This window comes from Curtobacterium sp. MCBA15_005, from assembly GCF_001864855.1.
Lineage (GTDB): Bacteria > Actinomycetota > Actinomycetes > Actinomycetales > Microbacteriaceae > Curtobacterium > Curtobacterium flaccumfaciens.
On sequence record NZ_MJGL01000019.1, the window covers coordinates 1 to 17,329 of the forward strand.

General features: G+C 72.6%; 17 protein-coding genes. 5 read left to right on the forward strand and 12 right to left on the reverse strand.

Annotation, left to right across the window (positions count from 1 at the left end):
• Positions 1-386: 386 nt before the first annotated feature.
• The 3 genes from rlmN to BIU89_RS10245 form a co-directional block, all read right to left on the reverse strand.
• Complete coding sequence (gene rlmN / locus BIU89_RS10235) at positions 387-1,619, reverse strand: 23S rRNA (adenine(2503)-C(2))-methyltransferase RlmN (protein ID WP_027465106.1); 1,233 nt, start codon at positions 1,617-1,619, stop codon at positions 387-389.
• An 82-nt stretch (positions 1,620-1,701) separates the two neighbouring features.
• Positions 1,702-2,655, reverse strand: coding sequence for a C40 family peptidase (locus tag BIU89_RS10240; RefSeq protein WP_071246327.1), 954 nt, complete (start codon positions 2,653-2,655; stop codon positions 1,702-1,704).
• A 182-nt stretch (positions 2,656-2,837) separates the two neighbouring features.
• Positions 2,838-3,587, reverse strand: a complete 750-nt coding sequence (locus tag BIU89_RS10245; protein WP_071246332.1) for a pyridoxamine 5'-phosphate oxidase family protein — start codon at positions 3,585-3,587, stop codon at positions 2,838-2,840.
• A 21-nt stretch (positions 3,588-3,608) separates the two neighbouring features.
• On the opposite strand from BIU89_RS10245, the gene pdxR reads away from it, so the two are divergent.
• Positions 3,609-5,066, forward strand: a complete 1,458-nt coding sequence (gene pdxR, locus BIU89_RS10250) for a MocR-like pyridoxine biosynthesis transcription factor PdxR (protein WP_083404305.1) — start codon at positions 3,609-3,611, stop codon at positions 5,064-5,066.
• A gap of 9 nt (positions 5,067-5,075) precedes the next feature.
• Here the strand turns inward: pdxR and BIU89_RS10255 are convergent, their stop codons facing one another.
• Positions 5,076-5,591 carry a hypothetical protein gene (locus BIU89_RS10255; RefSeq protein ID WP_071246334.1) on the reverse strand — a complete coding sequence of 172 codons (516 nt, stop codon included), beginning with the start codon at positions 5,589-5,591 and terminating at the stop codon, positions 5,076-5,078.
• Positions 5,592-5,676: 85 nt separating this feature from the next.
• A complete protein-coding gene (locus tag BIU89_RS10260) occupies positions 5,677-5,871 on the reverse strand; it encodes a hypothetical protein (protein ID WP_071246336.1) in 195 nt (64 codons plus the stop codon).
• Positions 5,872-5,993: 122 nt separating this feature from the next.
• Here BIU89_RS10260 and BIU89_RS10265 point away from each other — a divergent pair, with 122 nt between their 5' ends.
• Both BIU89_RS10265 and BIU89_RS10270 read left to right on the forward strand, forming a co-directional pair.
• Positions 5,994-6,344 (forward strand): GntR family transcriptional regulator, encoded by a 351-nt coding sequence (locus tag BIU89_RS10265; protein WP_027465110.1) that lies wholly within the window; start codon positions 5,994-5,996, stop codon positions 6,342-6,344.
• A complete protein-coding gene (locus BIU89_RS10270; RefSeq protein WP_071246338.1) occupies positions 6,341-7,297 on the forward strand; it encodes a DUF1648 domain-containing protein in 957 nt (318 codons plus the stop codon). Before BIU89_RS10265 ends, BIU89_RS10270 begins: the two co-directional genes overlap by 4 nt.
• Before the next feature lie 59 nt (positions 7,298-7,356).
• On the opposite strand, the gene BIU89_RS10275 is transcribed toward BIU89_RS10270, so the two are convergent.
• On the reverse strand, positions 7,357-8,118 hold the full coding sequence (locus tag BIU89_RS10275) for an SDR family NAD(P)-dependent oxidoreductase (RefSeq protein ID WP_071246340.1): 762 nt from the start codon (positions 8,116-8,118) through the stop codon (positions 7,357-7,359).
• Between the two features lie 80 nt (positions 8,119-8,198).
• Here BIU89_RS10275 and BIU89_RS10280 point away from each other — a divergent pair, with 80 nt between their 5' ends.
• Positions 8,199-9,794, forward strand: coding sequence for a hypothetical protein (locus BIU89_RS10280; RefSeq protein ID WP_071246342.1), 1,596 nt, complete (start codon positions 8,199-8,201; stop codon positions 9,792-9,794).
• Positions 9,795-9,826: 32 nt separating this feature from the next.
• On the opposite strand, the gene BIU89_RS10285 is transcribed toward BIU89_RS10280, so the two are convergent.
• From BIU89_RS10285 to BIU89_RS10310, 6 genes are read right to left on the reverse strand one after another with little or no spacing between them, the layout of a single operon-like run.
• The gene (locus tag BIU89_RS10285; protein ID WP_051596643.1) at positions 9,827-10,744 is read right to left on the reverse strand and encodes a phosphogluconate dehydrogenase C-terminal domain-containing protein; all 918 of its coding nucleotides are present in this window, start codon (positions 10,742-10,744) and stop codon (positions 9,827-9,829) included.
• Positions 10,741-11,586 carry a sugar phosphate isomerase/epimerase family protein gene (locus tag BIU89_RS10290; protein ID WP_071246344.1) on the reverse strand — a complete coding sequence of 282 codons (846 nt, stop codon included), beginning with the start codon at positions 11,584-11,586 and terminating at the stop codon, positions 10,741-10,743. Before BIU89_RS10290 ends, BIU89_RS10285 begins: the two co-directional genes overlap by 4 nt.
• Entirely contained in the window at positions 11,583-12,404 is an 822-nt protein-coding gene (locus BIU89_RS10295) for a triose-phosphate isomerase family protein (RefSeq protein ID WP_071246345.1), read from the reverse strand. Before BIU89_RS10295 ends, BIU89_RS10290 begins: the two co-directional genes overlap by 4 nt.
• Complete coding sequence (locus BIU89_RS10300) at positions 12,404-12,889, reverse strand: ribose-5-phosphate isomerase (protein ID WP_027465116.1); 486 nt, start codon at positions 12,887-12,889, stop codon at positions 12,404-12,406. Before BIU89_RS10300 ends, BIU89_RS10295 begins: the two co-directional genes overlap by 1 nt.
• 25 nt (positions 12,890-12,914) lie before the next feature.
• Positions 12,915-14,693, reverse strand: a complete 1,779-nt coding sequence (locus tag BIU89_RS10305) for a dihydroxyacetone kinase family protein (protein ID WP_071246346.1) — start codon at positions 14,691-14,693, stop codon at positions 12,915-12,917.
• Positions 14,690-16,108: an MFS transporter gene (locus BIU89_RS10310; protein WP_071246348.1), complete on the reverse strand. Its 1,419-nt coding sequence runs from the start codon at positions 16,106-16,108 to the stop codon at positions 14,690-14,692. Before BIU89_RS10310 ends, BIU89_RS10305 begins: the two co-directional genes overlap by 4 nt.
• Before the next feature lie 332 nt (positions 16,109-16,440).
• Here BIU89_RS10310 and BIU89_RS10315 point away from each other — a divergent pair, with 332 nt between their 5' ends.
• A complete protein-coding gene (locus tag BIU89_RS10315) occupies positions 16,441-17,190 on the forward strand; it encodes a FadR/GntR family transcriptional regulator (protein WP_027465119.1) in 750 nt (249 codons plus the stop codon).
• Positions 17,191-17,329: the final 139 nt, after the last annotated feature.

Below are 17,329 nucleotides of genomic sequence, written 5' to 3' on the forward strand. Positions count from 1 at the left end.
TCTCAAGGACCAGACGCACTCCCCGCTCGACCCATCACAGGTTCCACCAGAGAGGCATTCGTCTTGTTCCACCGTCAGACACGTCGAATCACTTCGACTTCTTCGGGGGATGTTGCCTGAGCGGGACCCCGTCCGGACTGCGCATCCAGGGCTTGCACCCTGTGACCGTCTCGGCCGTTCCGTTCTCCGCCTCAGCGGCAACGAGTGATTACTTTACACACGCCCCGGGGGCCCTGCCAACCGTCGTCCCTCCCGGGCGTGTCGCAGTCGGGTGAACGGCACGTGTCCCCCGGGTTTCCGGGGATCGACGGGGTGAGCGCGACCCCGGGAACGACGGAAGGCACGGTGCGAACCCGCACCGTGCCTCCCGAACGAACCGGACCGACCTACTCGGCCGCTGCCAACTGCCCGCACGCCCCGTCGATCTCCTTGCCGCGGGTGTCGCGCAGGGTCGTCGGGATGCCGGCGGCGTTGAGTCGGCGGACGAACTCGTCCTGCACGTGCACCTCGGACGAGGTCCACACGGAGCCCGGCGTCGGGTTGAGCGGGATCGGGTTGACGTGCACCCAGCCCTTGCCGCGCTTGTTGAGCTTCTCGGCGAGCAGGTCGGCTCGCCAGGCGTGGTCGTTCATGTCCTTGATGAGCGCGTACTCGATCGAGACACGACGGCCCGTCTTCACGTAGTAGTTGTGGGCGGCGTCGATCGCTTCGTCGGCCTTCCAGCGCGAGTTCACCGGGATGAGCTCGTCGCGGAGCTCGTCGTCGGGTGCGTGCAGGGACAGCGCGAAGGTGAGCGGGATCCCTTCGTCCGCGAGCTTGATCATCGCCGGCACCAGGCCGACGGTCGACACCGTGATGCCGCGGGCACTCATGCCGAGACCGTTCGGCTGCGGTGCGACCATCAACCGCACGGCGTCCATCACCCGCTTGTAGTTCGCGAGCGGCTCCCCCATGCCCATGAACACGATGTTCGTCACGCGCTCGGCGTCGACGCGGTCGTGGCCGCCCTTGCGCGGATCGCCCCCGAGCTCACCGGCGGCGATCGCGGCGTTGGCCCGGACGATCTGCTCGATGATCTCGGCGGTGGACATGTTGCGGGTCAGCCCCGCCTGGCCGGTGGCGCAGAACGGGCAGTTCATGCCGCACCCGGCCTGGGACGAGACGCACAGGGTGATGCGGCCCGGGTAGCGCATGAGGACCGACTCGACCAGGGCGCCGTCGTGCAGCTTCCAGAGGAACTTGATCGTGTCGCCGTTGTCCGTCGCCAGCCGCCGGGTCTCGGTGAGGAGCGGCGGCAGCATCCCGGCGACGAGCTGCTCCCGCTGGGCGGCGGGCAGGTCGGTCATCTTGGCCGGGTCGGACGTGTAGTGCTGGAAGTAGTGGGTCGCGAGCTGCTTGGCGCGGAACCCGGGCAGGCCGAGTTCCTTCACGCGGGCCTCGCGTTCCTCGGCCGTGAGGTCGGCCAGGTGCACGGGCGGCTTGCCACGCTTCGGGGACGCGAACTGCAGCAGCGGGCGACCGTCGGTGTCGGTGGCCTGCTTCCAGCCCTCGGTGCGCGGGCGCACCTGCGGACGAGCAGACTGCTGCTGTTCGAACGGGGTGCGGGTGTCGGAAGCCATCACTCCAGGATACGGGAGGCCCGTGATCGGTGGGGACGCCCCGTCCGGGTGGTCCTGCTGGTCACCACCACGGCTGGCCGGGTCAGCTGCCGGCGGGCAGGACGCGCGCGAAGTGGTGCGCCGCCGAGTACATCGGGACGATGTCGACGACCTCGCCCGGGTGCGGTGCCTGCAGGACGAGCCCCTGGCCGAGGTACAGGCCGACGTGGTCCTCGTCGTCGTACACGACGAGGTCGCCCGGCAGTGCCTCGGACTCGGGGATCGTGGTCGCGACGGCGTCCTGCGTCGGCACGTAGTGCACGAGCTGGATCCCCACCGCCTGGTAGGCGACCATCGTGAGCCCGGAGCAGTCGATGCCCTCGTGGCTCGCGCCGCCCTCGACGTACGGGTCCCCCATGTACTGCAGGGCGGTCTGCACGATCGTGGCCCGGTCGCCCCCGGCCGAGAGTGCGGCGGACAACGCGGACTGTGCCTGCGCGGTCGTCACCCCGAAGCGGAGGTCGAGCGTCGGGTAGGACACGATCGTCGTCGTGGTGGTCATGCCGTCGGTGGAGACCACGGGGACCTGGACGTCGTGCGCCACCGTGAAGGTCTGGGCGTCCTGCGCCGTGGTCGTGCCGGAACGGGTGTCCGCGGGCAGGGTGTCGGCGTTCGCGGGCAGGGCGAGCGTCAGGCTCGAGGTCACCGCGATCGCGGGGGCGAGCAGGATGGCCGCGCGCTTCGCGTTGGCGGAACGGCGGATGTGCCGCGGGTCGACGGCGCGCTCGGCACGCAGGGTGGCGGTCCGGCTCAGCACCGCACTGCCCGCCGACGACGCGACGGGGGCGGGACGCGGCTGCATCCGCACGGTCCGGGCCGGCTTCGGGTGCTCGACGAAGGTGGAGCGGGCGGCCGCGGGGCCGAGGGCCGAACGGCGACCACGGGGACGGGACTGCTGCGTGTCCGGCGTCAGCGGCGTGGGGTCGACCGCGGGGTGCGTGTGCGTTCGCGCGGGCTGACGGTCGTCGGCTGCTGCAGGCAGGGTGTGGCGTCCCATGGGTCCTTCCGGGTCGGGACCACTCGGCGGTCCGGAAAGTAACGTATTGGTCACGGCGGTGCACGCGGCTGGGCAGCGCCGGAGTGTTCCTGCAGCTGGTCACAGGAACGAGCACCGCTCGCAGGCCACTCCGACGGCGCGCACGGGCGTTCCGGAGCCGGCCCGCGGCGGTGGACCCGGGCTCAGACCGGCGTGACCCGCATGACGGCGGCGATCCGGGCCCCCCGGTCGGCCGCCAGGCGGTCGAGGCGAGCCGACAGCGCGACGACCGAGGCGTCCACCGGGCTGTCCCCCGAGATGTCCCCCGGGATCGGGACCCCGGCGCGGACCGCGAGCGGCAGCACGCCCGCCCAGACGGTGTGGTCCTCACCGTCCGCCGGGTCCTCGCCGACACCGTGGGCTCGGACCTTGACGCTCGCGCGGTCGAGGGGCAGCTGGAGGACCTGGGTGGCGCGGACCTCCTTCGCGGTCATCTCGCGCACCTCGGCCCGGCGGCCCGGCATGAGGTGGTCGGCCACCTGCCAGAGCGCTTCGGTGCGCAGGTCGGTCGGCACCACGGTGGCGCGGCCGGCGACCATCGCGCTGCGGTAGTTCGCCGAGCTGTCGTTGGTGGAGCGTGCGAAGACGAGACCGTCCAGGTGGGTGATGGTGGCGGCGACCGGCACGCCCTCCGCCCCGGCGTCGAGGAACAGCCCACCACCGGTCGAGCCGTGCAGCAGCAGGACGGGGCCGTCACCGAGGTCCCCGACGGCGCAGAGGAACGGCAGGACGACGGGCTGGCCACCGCGGACGATGCCGACGTGGGCCAGGTGCGCCTCGGCGAGGATCGCGTGCAGGACGGCGGGGGCGTCGGACTGGCGGTCCCGCAGGCGACGGACGCGGAGTGAGGGGCCGTCGGTGGGCGGTTCCGATTCGGAGCTCGAGGTGGGCATGTCGTCACGCTAGGGTCAGCAGTGGTCCGGTGCCTGGACCAGATCGGGGCGATCACGATGGACCAGTCGAGCAAGGTGTCCGGTGTGGTGGCACGGGTGCGTGGGATGGTGCACGACGGCACCCTGCGCGAAGGCGATCCGCTGCCATCGACGCGGGTGCTGGCAGCGGAGCTCGGGGTGGCCCGGGGCACCGTCGTCGCGGCGTACGAGCAGCTCGACGGCGAGGGGTACCTGCGGACGCGGCACGGTGCCCTCGCACGGGTCGCGGCGGACCTGCACGGTCGGACCGCGGGTGCACCGTCGGCCGTCGGCACGGACACCGCCGGTTCCGGCTCCGGCGCGGTCGGCGTCGCGGCCGCTCCGCCGTCCGCTCCGCTCATCGACTGCCGTCCGGGCATCCCCGCCGTCACCGCCATCCCGCAGCGGGACTGGCGGGCAGCCTGGCGCGCAGCGGCATCGGCCCCGCTCCGGAACGCGATCGCGGACCCGCTCGGCTCCCCCGACCTGCGGGCACAGGTCGTCGCCCAGCTCGGCCTGACCCGCGGGTTCACGGCGACGGTCGACCGGGTGCTCGTGACCGCGGGTACCTCGGAGGCGCTGTCGCTCGTCACCGAGGCGCTGCGGGGGCTGCTGGGTCGCGCTCCCGTCGTCGTCGTCGAGGACCCCGGCTACCGCACCGGACACCGTGCGATCACGAGCGCTGGTGGATCCCTGGTGGGCGTCCCGGTCGGCGAGGACGGCCTCGACCTCGACGCGCTCGAGGCCGCCGGACCGGTCGACGCCGTCCTGGTCAGCCCGACGCACCAGTACCCGCTCGGGTCGGTGATGCCCGTCGCCCGGCGCCGGCGGCTGCTCACCTGGGCCGCCACCACCGGCACCGTGGTGGTGGAGGACGACTACGACTCCGAGTTCCGGCACCGTGGTGCTCCCGTGCCCGCACTGGCCGCGCTCGACGCCGAGGGCGTGGTGCTGCACGTCGGCGGCTTCTCGAAGACGCTCGACCCCCGGCTGCGCTGCGCGTACGTCGTGCTGCCGACCGTCGCGGCGACGGGTTCCCCGGTGACGGAGGCGGTGCTCGCCGCTCGTCGGGCTCGTGGCGCGGTCGTCGCCGAACCGGTGCAGGCCGCGCTCGTGCACCTGCTGCGGACGGGTGGGCTGCGGCGGCACCTCGGTCGGGTGCGTCGCGACTACACGCACCGCCGGGCCCGGATCGCGGCTCGGCTCGGCGACGTCGCCGGCCTGGAGGCCCGTGCCCTGAACGGCGGACTGCATGCGGTGGTCACGTGGTCGGGTCCGACCAAGGGGGCGCGGATCGCGCGTCGGCTGGCGGACGCCGGGGTGCTCGTCGCGACGCTCGAGGAGTACGGGCTCGCGCCGGGCAGCACGCCGCCGGGCATCGTGTTCGGCTACGGCGCCGTGACGATGCCGGAGCTCGACCGCGCGCTCGACGCGCTCGTGACGGCGGTCACGGGACCATGATCCGGGTCGTCAGCCGCCGTACTGGGCGGTGCCCACGACGTTCGACCCGGCACCCCGGCACGCGGTGATCAGGGTCCGCCCGACGAGTTCCCATTCGGGAGTCATCTCGAGCGCCGGCCCGGACGTCGGTGCGGGGTGCGCGTCGAGGTACTCGTGCGCGTAGTCGATCGCGTCGTCGAGCTCCTCGTCGGTGCTCGACAGGTGCTCGTAGCCGAAGCGTTCCGCCGCGATCAGTGCCTGGTACTGCGCCTCGGAGAGATCGCCCTGGCTTCGCCCGACCGTCGCGTTCAGCGAGATCGTCTCCAGCGCAGTGATCTGGCCGCAGATCGCCGCAGCACTCCGGTCTTCCTCCATCGGGTCCGTCGCGCCGCCCGCGGGCTGGACGTCCGAGGTCTCCGAGGTCGGCGTCGGGGTCGACGTCGGCCGCGCCGCTGCGTCGTCGTCGGCCGAGCAGCCGGCGAGCGAGCCCGACACGAGGACCGCGCTCACGACGACCAGGGGCAGTGCGGACCGGAAGGAGACCATGGACGTCATCGTGGCAGCACCCTCGTGCTGTTCGCGTCGTCGTGTCCCGATCGAGACCTCGTCGAGACCGGATCGTGAGCTTGCGTCAGCGGGACTCGGCGGTGCCGTTCTTCCGGGCGTTCACCAGGTCGGCCAGGGACGGCTCACCGGCGTCGCCGGGCAGTGCGTGTCCGCGGCGGGCGGCCTTGCGGACCTGTCGGTAGGTGGTGACGTGCAGGGGGTCCACACCGTCGGCGGACTCGTAGTTCGACGGGGCAGTGGTGGTGGGTGATTCGGTCATCGCGACGGACGGTACGCGTGCCGGGAGCCGCGGAACCACGTGCTGCGTTCCGCGGCCAAACAGGGTCCGAACGGGTGGAGCAGCCCTGGTGCGATGTCGGATTGTTCGCATAGAATGCAAACATGTTGATCACCGTCGACCCGCAGGCGCGAGCGACCCTGGCGGAACAGGTCGCCACCCAGATCCGGCACGCGATCGCCCGCGGCGAGCTGCGGAACGGCGAACGGCTGCCCGCTGCGCGGGACCTCGCCGCCTCGGTCGACGTCAACATGCACACCGTCCTGCGCGCCTACGCGCTGCTGCAGGAGGACGGACTGATCGAGTTGCGGCGCGGCCGCGGCGCGACGGTCCTGCGATCGGGCAACGCCTCGTTCGACCGGTTGCGCACGCTCGTCGACGAGCTGCGCGACCAGGCGGACACCCTGGGTGTCTCGCTCGACGACCTGTTCACGATGATCAAGGGGGCACGATGACGACTCGACCGATGACCACGGGCACACGGCTGGCCGTGACGGCACCAGGGCTCCTGGTCGCGGTGGGACTGGTGCTCACCGCGGTCCTCGCGGCATCCGCCATGCCCGCGCGGATCGCGATCCACTTCCGGACGGACGGCACCGCGGACGGTTGGGGGTCACCGTGGACGGCTTTCTGGGTCACCCTGGCGGTGGCACTGGTGGCCGTCGTCCTCGCGTTCTCCGCGCTGCGCTGGCGCGACAGGCGGACAGCAGCCACGGTCCTGCTCGTCGCGAACCTGCTGGCCGGGACCCTCGGCTCGGCCTGGGTCGTGCTCGCGTGGACGAACACGGCCGGCGACGGCACCCTGTCCCCCTGGTGGACGGTCCCGTTCCTGCTCGTCGCCGTGGTGGTCGCCGCCGTCCCCGTGCTCGCACTGTTCCGGGTCGCTGCACCCGTGCCGGCCCACGAGGTCGCTCCCCTGGCGGTCGGGCCCGACACCCGCGTCGCCTGGCGCGCACGCGTCGGCAGCCGGTGGTTCGCGGTGATCGGGGCGGTCGTCGTGGTCCTCGGCGTCGGCACCGCCGTCTGGACGGCATCGGCCGGGGTGACGACGGCGGTCGTCTCCGGACTGGCGATGGTGATCGCGGGGATCGCCGTGCTGGTGCTGGCGCGGGTGGAACTCACCGTCGACCGTCGCGGCATGCGGCTCACGTCCACCTGGACGAGGATCCCCCTCATGCGCGTCCCGCTGGAGCGCATCGAGTCGTGCGGGTGGGAGCAGGTGACCCCGGGCCAGTGGGGCGGCTGGGGCTACCGGATCTCGGGCCGCGGCGTCGCCTACGTCGTGCGGTCCGGGCCGGGGCTGGTCGCGCGGCTCCGCGGCGGGCAGGCGCGGATGGTGACCGTGCCCGACGCTGCGGGCGGTGCCGCAGCCCTGGGCGCGCTGCTCGCCGGGCGCGAGACGGCCTGACGGGGCCGCACCGGGCCTCCAGGGCGGTGCGGCGGGTCCGGCGGCGGGCGTGAGACGGGTCAGAGGCTCGTCATGCCGCCGTCGACGCGGAACTCCGCTCCGGTGGCGTAGGACGACTCCGCGCTGGCCAGGTAGACCATGATGCCGGTGACGTCGTCGGGGGTGCCCGGGCGGCCGAGGGGCGTGCGGGCGACGATCGCGGCTCGGGCCTCGGGGTCACCGGAGATCGCCGACACGAGGCCGGTCTCGGTGTAGCCCGGCACGACCGTGTTCACCCGGATGCCGTGCCGCGCGTACGCCATCGCGGTCGCCCGGACGAGTGCGTGGATGCCGCCCTTGGTCGAGGAGTACGCCGCGAAGTCGGCGCCCTCACCGTTCAGGCCGGTCGGCGACCCCGTGGCGATGACCGAGCCGCCGGTGCCGCTCGCGAGCATCGCCCGGACGGCGTGCTTGATCGTCAGGAACGTGCCGGTGAGGTTGACCGCGACCGTGCGGTCCCAGGTCTCCAGCGACAGGTCGGCGACCTTCGCGTCGTGGCCGAACAGCTGCACACCGGCGTTCGCGACCACCACGTCGGGGCTCGCGCCACGCTCGGCCAGTCCGGCGAACCCCGCGGTCACGCTCGCCTCGTCGGCGATGTCCATCGTGAGGCCGATCGCGGTCGGGCCGGCTGCGGCGGCGGCACCGGCGGCCGCATCGGCGTCGCGGTCGGCGTAGACGACGGTGGCCCCCTCGGCTACGAAGCGGTCGGCGATCGCGCGGCCGATGCCGGACCCCGCTCCCGTGACGAGTGCGGTCCGGCCGTCGAGTCGTGCGGTCATGTGGGACTCCGTCCTCGGAGCAGCGCTGCTCCGTCACACCCATCATTGCCCAACCGGTTGACCGGTGCTAGGCATGCACCATGACTGCGACGTCGAACGACGAGATCGTGTCCGTCGGGCCCTGGCGTCTGGCCCTGCGCGGAGCCGAACTCGCCGACGTCACGTTCCGGGGCACGCTCGTCCTGCGCGCCGTCCGGTTCGTCGTCCGCGACCACGACTGGCGCACCGCCGACGACACCGTGCTGACACGCACGGTGGACGGTGACGATGGGCGCATCCGCATCGAGACCAGCGCACGGTACGACGGCGTCGAGGTCGTCCGCACCGTCCTCGAGGTCACCGTCGACGACGACACCCTTCGGGTCGCCGCGGTCGGGACGGTCACACGGGCCTTCCGCCGCAACCGCATCGGGCTCGTCGTCCTGCACCCGCCGACCCTGGCCGGGCAGCCGCTGACGGTGCGGCACCCGTCCGGTGGCGTTACCGCGACGGTGTTCCCGTTCTGGATCGCGCCGCACCAGCCGGCCGTCGACGTCGCCGGGCTCGACTGGACGGCGGGTCCGGTCGCGCTGTCGCTCGACCTGACCGGCGACGTGTTCGAGACCGAGGACCAGCGGAACTGGACCGACGCCTCGTTCAAGACGTACTCGACGCCCCTCGCCGAGCCGTTCCCGGTCGCGAGCACGCCGGGGACGACGGTCCGGCAGGGGCTCACCCTGCGTGCGACGGCGGGCGGTCCAGCAGGTGGTCCGGGCACCCGGTCGCCAGGCGCGGCCTCCCCCGCCCCGGACCTGGCGGCGCTCGACGGGCCCGCTCCCGGTGCCGTGGTCGCGCCGCCGCCGACGCTCCAGCTGCTCGCGGGTTCGGCACCGGTCGCTGCGCGCCCGGACGACGCCGACCTGCTCCGCGGGTTCCCGATCCTGGTCGAGCCGACCCTCGGTGCCCCGAACGCCGAGGCGGTGCTCGCCTCGGCCCGCCGGGACGCGGGTGGCGCTCCCCTGGACGTCCGGTTCGTCACCGACGACCCGGTGCTGCTGCGCGCGGCGATCGACGCGGTGCTCGAGGGCGGGCCGGTGGCGCGCGTCGGGGCGTTCGACCCGGTGTCGCACGTGACGACGCCGGCGCTGCAGCGGGCACTGCGCGAAGCGGCGGCAGCGGTCGGCGCGCTGGAGGTCGTCGCCGGTACCCGGGCCCACTTCACCGAGCTGAACCGCTCGATCGCGGTGTTCTCGGGCTGGGACGGCCCCCTGACCTGCAGCGTGACGCCGCAGATGCACGACCGGTCGCCCGAACAGGTGACCGAGTCGATCCGGATGCAGCGCTGGGTGGTGAGCAGCGCCTCCAGGCTGGCCGCCGGCAGGGCGCTGCACGTGGGACCGGTGACGCTGCGGCCACGGTGGAACGCGGTGGCGACGGCGCCGACCCGGGTCGTGGCGGACGCGACCGTGGAGCACGGCTACGGCCCGGAGACCGTTCCGGACGCGACGGACCCGGCGCAGCACACGCCGGCCGCCGCGCGGTGGTTCGCCGACGCCGTGCGGGCGCTGACGGTGCCGGGCGTGGCCTCGATCACGCTGGCCGAGGCGTGGGGGCCGCGGGGGTTCGTGGCCGCCGACGGCACGGGGAACGCCCCGCCGGAAGGGGGTCGGCGGGGCGTTCCGGTCCGGGCGCGCTGACGGGTCGGCGCGGTGGTCGGTGGCGGTCCGGCTCAGCGCCGGACTGCGTCGATCTTGAGCATCTTCGCGATGACCGAGTCGAGCTCGCTGTCGTCGAAGACCTGCTTCCAGTCCTCCTTGATGAGCTTCTCGCGGCCGTAGCCCATCGCGATGTGGCAGGCGTCGGAGAACGGGTTCGAGCCGCGCAGGCCGTTGGTCAGCGCGATCCACGTGTGGCCGTAGAGCATGGCGCGGGCGGCCTCGCGGGGCACGCCGACACCGGTGACCGTTTCTTCGAGGGCGTCGTTGAGGAAGTCGCCGATCATGCAGGCGATCGTCTCGACCAGGGTCGGCTCGAGCACGGCCAGCTGCTTCACCGTGACCCAGTGCACCTGGATGACCGGGGCGTACATCGTGGTGATGACGGCCTCGGCGACGGCCTTGGCGCGGTCGCCCTCGTCGCCGAGCGACTCCGAGGCGTCGAAGGCCGCGATGACCTCCTGCGGGGCGGCGATGCCACCGAAGGTGTCGTCCCACTCGGCCTTGGTGGTGCGCTCGAGGAACACCGACGGGTGGCACGGGTGCGCCACGGCGTAGTGGATGTCCTCGCGCTTGGCGAGGAGACCCGCGTAGGCGGCGGCCGGGTCGAGCGTCAGGATGCTGGCGCCTGACTTCATGACGGGGACGAGCTGCTCGGAGATGGTGCCGAGCAGGACGTCCGGGACGGCGAGGATGACGACGTCGGCGGCCTTCGCGGCGTCGAGGCTGTCGGTGATCTCGCGGCCGAGGGCCTGGATGCGCTCCTGGCCGGCGGGCGAGGCCTCGCTGTAGAGGGTGGTGTACTCGCTCTTCGCGAAGTTGTTCGAGACGCGGGTGCCCATCTTGCCGCCGGCACCGATCACGGCGACGGTGACGTCGGCCGTGCCGGATCCGGCAGCGACGGTGTGGGGGGTGGTGACGGTGTCGGTCATGATTCCTTGCTCCTGATGTACTCGATGGTGTGTTCGGTCCACGCCGCTTCGATGCGGGTGGTGGTCTGTGCGGGGGGCTCCCCCGGCAGCGGTTCGGCGCCCGCGTGCTCGTCCTGCCACGGAAGCCAGAACTCGATGACGCGGTTGATCCCCCGGGTGTCTGGTTCGAGCGCGGCGCGGACGGCGTCGTGGTCGAGGACCCCGGTGCCGATCGGGACGCCGGTGTACTGGAACCCGACCCAGCCCGGTGAGCGGGTGAAGGCGGAGTCCTTGACGTGCCAGTTGACGACGTGCGGGGCTGTCATCGCCACGACGTCCCCCGGGTGTTCGAGCCGTGCCACGGTGTTCGCCGGGTCGAGGCAGATGCCGAGACTGTCGGAGCCGATCGCCTGGACGACGGCGACGAGGTCGGCGGTGGCGACGACCTCGTAGGTCTCCAGTGCGAGGGTCACGCCCGCGCGCTCGTAGGCGGGGAGCGCCTGCCGCAGGCGTCGTTCGGTCTCGGCCGCGTCGGGCTGGTCGTCGCCGCTCGTCCACATGCTGCGCACGAGCGTTGCGCCGAGCTGCTGCGCGACGTGCAGGTACCGGGCGAGGTGCTCCGGCCGGGTGCCTCGGGTGCCGACCTCGAGCGTGAGACCGAGGTCGGCGGCCCGGGACCGGATCGAGGCCAGGCGCTCGTCGGTCGCGGTGTCGAGCGGCAGGTGGTCGCAGATCTGGAACAGGTCGACGCCGTCGTGCGACGCGGCGTCGCGCAGGGCGTCGTCGAGGGACATCGGCGACGGGACGCGGTCAGACATGCGCCAGAAGTAGGCGTAGGTGGAGAGGCCGAGCAGGGAGGTCATGCCGGTGCTCCGTCCTGCGTCGCGGCCAGCGCCTCGGCTTCGTCGAGGATCGTGCGGATCGCCTCGGGGTCGTGGGCGAAGCGGCCGAGGAACAGGCCGCCGATGCGTCCGGCACCCCGGGTCAGCAGGCCTGGACCGGCACTGCCGCCGTAGATCGCGACGGAGCCGGCGAGCTCCGGCCGGGTCGCCAGGTGCTGCTCGATGCCGGCCAGGACCGCGACGATGTGCTCGTCGGGCGCGGGCTGCGGGGCGCCGATCGCCCACACCGGCTCGTACGCGGCGATGAGCGGTCCGGCGATGCCGTCTGCAGTCGCGGTCGCCAGGAACCGGTCGAGCTGCGCGGTGACCTCGGCGATCGCGGCCGCGGGGTCGCCGTCGGCGGCGCGCTCGGTCTCGCCGATGCAGATCAGGGGTCGCAGGTGGTTGCGGTACGCCGCGTGCACCTTGCCGGCGATCTCGTCGTCTGTCTCGTGGAACAGGGAGCGGCGCTCGGCGTGTGCGATCTCGACGAGGTCGACCCCGATCTCACGGAGTTCGGCGCCGGAGACCTCGCCGGTGAAGGCACCCTCGTCGGCCCAGGCGAGGTCCTGGGCACCGAGCAGCACCGGAGCGCCTGACCCGGTCAGGATCGCTCGGACGGGGACGAGCGACGGGAACGTCGGCACCACGAAGAGCTCGACCGCGCCGGACCGCACCGCCGGGTGGCTCCGGGCGATGTCGGCCACGGCGGCCGCCCACTCGAGCGTCCGGGCATGGCTGAAGTACATCTTGAGCGACACCCCGATCGTCACCGGGGCGGCCGCCGTGGTCACGGACATCAGGCGTCGGTCCCGACCGGGGCGGAGCCGTCGTAGGCACAGATCGCGTTGACCTTCTCGGCGCTCGCGCTCGTCCGGTCGAAGGTGTAGCCGAGCCACTCCTTCGCCATCCGGCGCGCGACCTCGACCCCGACGACGCGCTGGCCCATGCAGAGCACCTGGGCGTCGTTCGACAGGATCGAGCGCTCCACCGAGAACGAGTCGTGCGCGGTCACGGCGCGGATGCCGGGGACCTTGTTCGCCGCGATCGCGACGCCGAGGCCGGTGCCGCAGATCAGGATCGCGCGGTCGGCCTCGCCGTTCGCCACCAGACGGGCGGCGTCGACGGCGACGTGCGGGTAGGCGGTGTGGCCGTCGGCGTCCACGCCCACGTCGACGACGGAGGCCACGCGGGGGTCCTTCGCCAGGTCGGCCTTGATGACCTCCTTGTAGTCGAAGCCGGCGTCGTCCGAACCGACGACGATGCGGAACTGCTGCTCACTCATGCGGGTGTGCCTTTCGTGGTGGGGGTCAGGCGGGGACGGCGATGGTCGTCAGGACAGCGGCGGTGATGAGCGCGAACGAGATCGCGCCGGCGTCCGGGGTGCCGACGGCGTCCTCGCCGTGGGTGCGGGCGCGGCCCATCCGGGGCAACAGGTCGGCCGTGGCGTCCGCCGCGGTCTGTGCTGCGGCCGAGGCGGCCGACCAGGCGTCGACGAGTTCGTCGCCGGCGTCGACCCGGGCGGAGAAGACCTGGTCGAACGGCACGAGCGCGTCGACCATCGTCTTGTCGCCGGGGACGGCTCCGAAGGCCAGGACGGCTTCGGCGGCGGCGTGCACCGCGCTCTGGACGGTGGCGGGTGTCGGACGGGACTCGTCCCCGAGGACGCGACCCAGGGCCTCCAGGGCGGCACCCCAGATCGCACCGGACGTCCCACCGGCCTTGTCGGACCACGCGTCGCCGGCGATCGCGAGGACCGAACCGGCGCCGGCGCCACGGGCGGCGGCGTCCTGTGCCGCACGGTCGGCGGCGGTGGAGCCGCGCTGCATGCCGATGCCGTGGTCGCCGTCACCGGCGACGGCGTCGATGCGGCCGAGCTCGTCGGCGTGGTCGTCGATGGTGGCGCGGATCGCGGTGATCGCGGCCGCGACGCGGGCGGCCGAAGCCTGGGACTCCTCGGTGCCGGGCGTCACGGGCACGACCACGCCGGCTTCGAGCACCTCGACCGGCACCGGCTGCTGCGGGACGGCGCCGCCCTTGCGGTAGGCGGGGGCGTCGGCCGGTGCTGCCCAGAGCTGCTCGAGTTCGTCGTCGAGCCAGAACAGGGTGAGCGAGACGCCCGCCATGTCGAAGCTCGTGACCAGTTCGCCGACCTCGGGCTCGACGACGACGATGCCGGCGTCGGTGAGCTTCCGCTGGACGGCGCCGAAGACGACGAAGAGTTCCTCGTACTTGACCGAGCCGAGGCCGTTGAGGATCGGGACGACGCGGGGGGCGGCGGGTGCTGTTGCGGTGCCGTGTGTTGTGGTGCCGGTGCCGGTGCCGGTGCCGGTGCCGGTGCCGGTGTCGTCGGGTCGCTCGGTGAGGAGCTTGTCGACGAGCAGGTCGGCCAGGCCGTCCGCGGTGGGGACGTCGGCCTCGGCGATGCCGCGTTCGCCGTGGATGCCCATGCCGATGGCCATGCGCCCCTCGGGGACGGTGAAGAGCGGCTCGTCGGCGCCGGGCAGGGAGCAGCCCGAGAACGCGACGCCGAAGCTGCGGGTGCGGTCGTTGGCCCTGGTCGCGATCGCGGTGACCGCGTCGAGGTCGTCGCCGCGCTCAGCGGCCGCGCCGGCCACCTTGAACACGCAGAGGTCCCCCGCGATGCCGCGGCGCTTGTGTGCCTGGTCGGCGGGCGCGGACGCGACGTCGTCGGTCACGCGGACCGTGCGGACGTCGATGCCCTGCGCTTCGAGTGCCCGTGCCGCCGCGTCGAAGTTGAGGACGTCGCCGGCGTAGTTGCCGTAGCTCAGCAGCACGCCGCCGCCGTGCTCGGACGCCTTCGCCACCGCGGTGACCTGCTGGGCACTCGGGCTGGCGAACAGGTTGCCCATCGCGGCACCGGCCGCCAGGCCGTGCCCGACGAGGCCACCGAAGGCCGGGTAGTGGCCGGAGCCACCGCCGACGACGAGCGCGACGGTGCCCTCGGGGCTGGCGGTGGAGCGGGCGACGCCGCCGTGCACCTTGCGCACCCGGGCGCGGTTGGCGGCGACGAAGCCGTCCACCATCTCGTCGGCGAAGTCCGCCGGGTCGTTGAACAGGCGGGTCATGCGCCGGCCTCCTTCGCGATGGCGGTCGGTCCGTCCGTGGCGGCGACCGCGGTGTCGGCTCCGGACGCCGCGGCGGCCGCTTCGTTGCGCTTCGTGTTCCGGCCGAGCACGAACATGAGCACGCTCGACAGCACCATGAAGAACCCGACGATGAACATCGGCACCTGGTACCCGCCGGTCCACTCGCTGACCGCACCCGTGATGTACGGGGCGGCGAACCCACCGAGGTTGCCGACGGTGTTGATGAGGGCGACCCCCGCGGCTGCGGCGGCACCGGTCAGGAACTGCGTCGGGACCGTCCAGAAGTTCGGCAGGGCCGCGAAGATCGCACACGCCGTGATCGCGATGACCGCGACGGTGGCGGCCGGGCTGTTCATGTAGAGCGCGACCGGGATGCTCAGGCCACCGACCAGGGCCGGGACGGCGATGTGCCAGACCCGGACGCCACGTCGGAAGGCGTCACGCGACCAGAAGTACAGGACCACCGCGGCGGGCACGTACGGGATGGCCGTGATCAGGCCCTTCTGGAACAGGTCGAACGTGGTGCCGAACTGCTCCTGGAAGCCGTCGATGATCGTCGGCAGGAAGAAGCTGAGCGCGTAGAGGCCGTAGATGAAGCCGAAGTACACCGCGGCGAGCATCCAGACGCGGCCGGAGCCGAAGGCCGCACGCAGGCCGCCCTTGCCGTGACCGTCCCCGCCGCCCTTCGCGGCGCTCTCGGCGGCGAGCGTCGTCTCCAGCCAGATCTTCTCGTCCTCGTCGAGCCACTTCGCCTGCGACGGCTTGTCCTTGAGGACGAAGAGGCACAGGACGCCGACGATGATCGCCGGGATCGAGACGCAGAGGAACATGAAGCGCCATCCGGCCAGGCCGCCGAGGATCCCCTCGTGGGTCATCAGCCAGCCGGCGAGCGGGGAACCGATGACGCTCGTGAGCGGCTGCGCCAGGTAGAACAGCGCGAGCATCTTGCCGCGGTGACGGGCCGGGACCCAGGTCGACAGGAACAGGATCGCGCCGGGGAAGAAGCCGGCCTCGGCGATGCCGAGCAGGAAGCGCAGGCCGACGAGCTGCGGGTAGTTCTGCACCCACGTGAAGAGCAGGGACACGATGCCCCACGTGATCATGATGCGGGCGAGCCAGATCCGGGCGCCGAACTTGTGCAGCGCCAGGTTGGACGGCACCTCGAGCACGAGGTAACCGATGAAGAACACACCGGACGCGAAGCCGAACTGGGCGGCGGTCAGGCCGAGGTCGGCCTCCATGCCGTTGGGGGCGGCGAAGGAGATCGCGGTGCGGTCGAGGAAGTTGATGAAGAACATCAGTGCCACGAACGGCACGATGCGGATCGCGATCTTGCGGATGGCCGTCTTCTCGACGACCGAGGTGGGGATGCCTCGCGTGGCGGGGATGTCCACGATGACTCCTGCTCGGTGGGGGTGGTACGACTCCCGTCCTGGCGGCTGCGCCGGGACGGTCCTGGCGGCTGGGCTGGGACGGTCCTGGCGGCTGCGCCGGGACGCTCCTGGCGGCCGGGCCGGGATGTTCCGGTCGGCTTCGCCGGGACGCTCCGTGCTGCTGCGCGGATCGAGAGCGGGCGCATCGGTGCGCCTGATCCAGTGTGCGTCGCGGTCGGGCAACTTGTCAACCGGTTGACCATTCCGCGCGTTCCGCGCTGCTTCTTGCGCAATGTCGGTCGCCTGAGCGACGCTCCCCAGGCAACCGGTTGACCGACCGGTACGCTCACTGCATGCCCGCGTTCAGCCCGGACGACCCCCTCAACATCCGACTCGAACTCGAGTCCGTGCCCGTCGGGTCCCCCGCCTCGGTGGTCGCCCGACAGCTCGTCTCGCTGCTCACCGCCGGCGAACTGGCCCCCGGCTCACGGCTGCCCTCGGAGCGGATCCTGTCCGAGCGGCTCGGCGTCGGACGCTCGGCCGTCCGTGAGGCCCTCGCCGCCCTCGAGATCCTGGGCATCGTGCAGATCCGCCCCGGCTCGGGCACCTACCTGCGCGGAGGCACCTCGGACCTGCTCCCGACGACCCTGTCGTGGGGCCTCATGCTCGCGTCGAACCGCACCCGCGAGCTGCTCGAGATCCGGTCCTCGCTGGAGCGCACGGCCGCGATCCTCGCCGCGCAGCGCGCCACCGACGAGCAGATCACCGAACTCGGCGAGTACCTGGTCCGGCAAGAGGCGACGCTCGACGACCCGCAGGCCTTCATCGACGCCGACGTCCGGTTCCACGTCCTGCTGGCGCGGGCGTCCGGCAACGACGTGCTCGCCGACCTGCTGCAGAGCCTGCGCTCGATGCTGAGCGTCTGGGTCGCGCGGCGCGTGCAGACCCGGCAGGCGACCGAGGCCGCGTTCCACGAGCACCGCGCCGTCTTCGAGGCCTTGCGCGTCCGCGACGTGTCCGCCGTGCAGCGCGCGATGGACGCGCACATGGCCACGGCGAGCGCACGCATCGAGCACGCCGAGCCGCTGCCCGCCGACGAGTAGGGGGGCGGCGCGGTCGCTCGCGCGCTCGCTTCGCCCGCTTCGTGAGCAGGAATGGTCGGGTCCGTCGAGCCGACCCGACACCTTCTGCTCACGATCGGGGCGGACGGGAGGCCCGACATGCGCCCGCCTCGCACGGTGC

Coding starts and splice junctions, on each gene's coding strand:
- rlmN (WP_027465106.1), bottom strand. CDS start 1,619: ATGGCTTCCGACACCCGCACCCCGTTCGAACAGCAGCAGTCTGCTCGT.
- BIU89_RS10285 (WP_051596643.1), bottom strand. CDS start 10,744: ATGACCGACACCGTCACCACCCCCCACACCGTCGCTGCCGGATCCGGC.
- BIU89_RS10265 (WP_027465110.1), top strand. CDS start 5,994: ATGTTGATCACCGTCGACCCGCAGGCGCGAGCGACCCTGGCGGAACAG.
- BIU89_RS10290 (WP_071246344.1), bottom strand. CDS start 11,586: ATGACCTCCCTGCTCGGCCTCTCCACCTACGCCTACTTCTGGCGCATG.
- BIU89_RS10305 (WP_071246346.1), bottom strand. CDS start 14,693: ATGACCCGCCTGTTCAACGACCCGGCGGACTTCGCCGACGAGATGGTG.
- BIU89_RS10260 (WP_071246336.1), bottom strand. CDS start 5,871: ATGACCGAATCACCCACCACCACTGCCCCGTCGAACTACGAGTCCGCC.
- BIU89_RS10315 (WP_027465119.1), top strand. CDS start 16,441: ATGCCCGCGTTCAGCCCGGACGACCCCCTCAACATCCGACTCGAACTC.
- BIU89_RS10295 (WP_071246345.1), bottom strand. CDS start 12,404: ATGTCCGTGACCACGGCGGCCGCCCCGGTGACGATCGGGGTGTCGCTC.
- BIU89_RS10255 (WP_071246334.1), bottom strand. CDS start 5,591: ATGGTCTCCTTCCGGTCCGCACTGCCCCTGGTCGTCGTGAGCGCGGTC.
- BIU89_RS10280 (WP_071246342.1), top strand. CDS start 8,199: ATGACTGCGACGTCGAACGACGAGATCGTGTCCGTCGGGCCCTGGCGT.
- BIU89_RS10240 (WP_071246327.1), bottom strand. CDS start 2,655: ATGGGACGCCACACCCTGCCTGCAGCAGCCGACGACCGTCAGCCCGCG.
- BIU89_RS10270 (WP_071246338.1), top strand. CDS start 6,341: ATGACGACTCGACCGATGACCACGGGCACACGGCTGGCCGTGACGGCA.
- BIU89_RS10245 (WP_071246332.1), bottom strand. CDS start 3,587: ATGCCCACCTCGAGCTCCGAATCGGAACCGCCCACCGACGGCCCCTCA.
- BIU89_RS10300 (WP_027465116.1), bottom strand. CDS start 12,889: ATGAGTGAGCAGCAGTTCCGCATCGTCGTCGGTTCGGACGACGCCGGC.
- BIU89_RS10275 (WP_071246340.1), bottom strand. CDS start 8,118: ATGACCGCACGACTCGACGGCCGGACCGCACTCGTCACGGGAGCGGGG.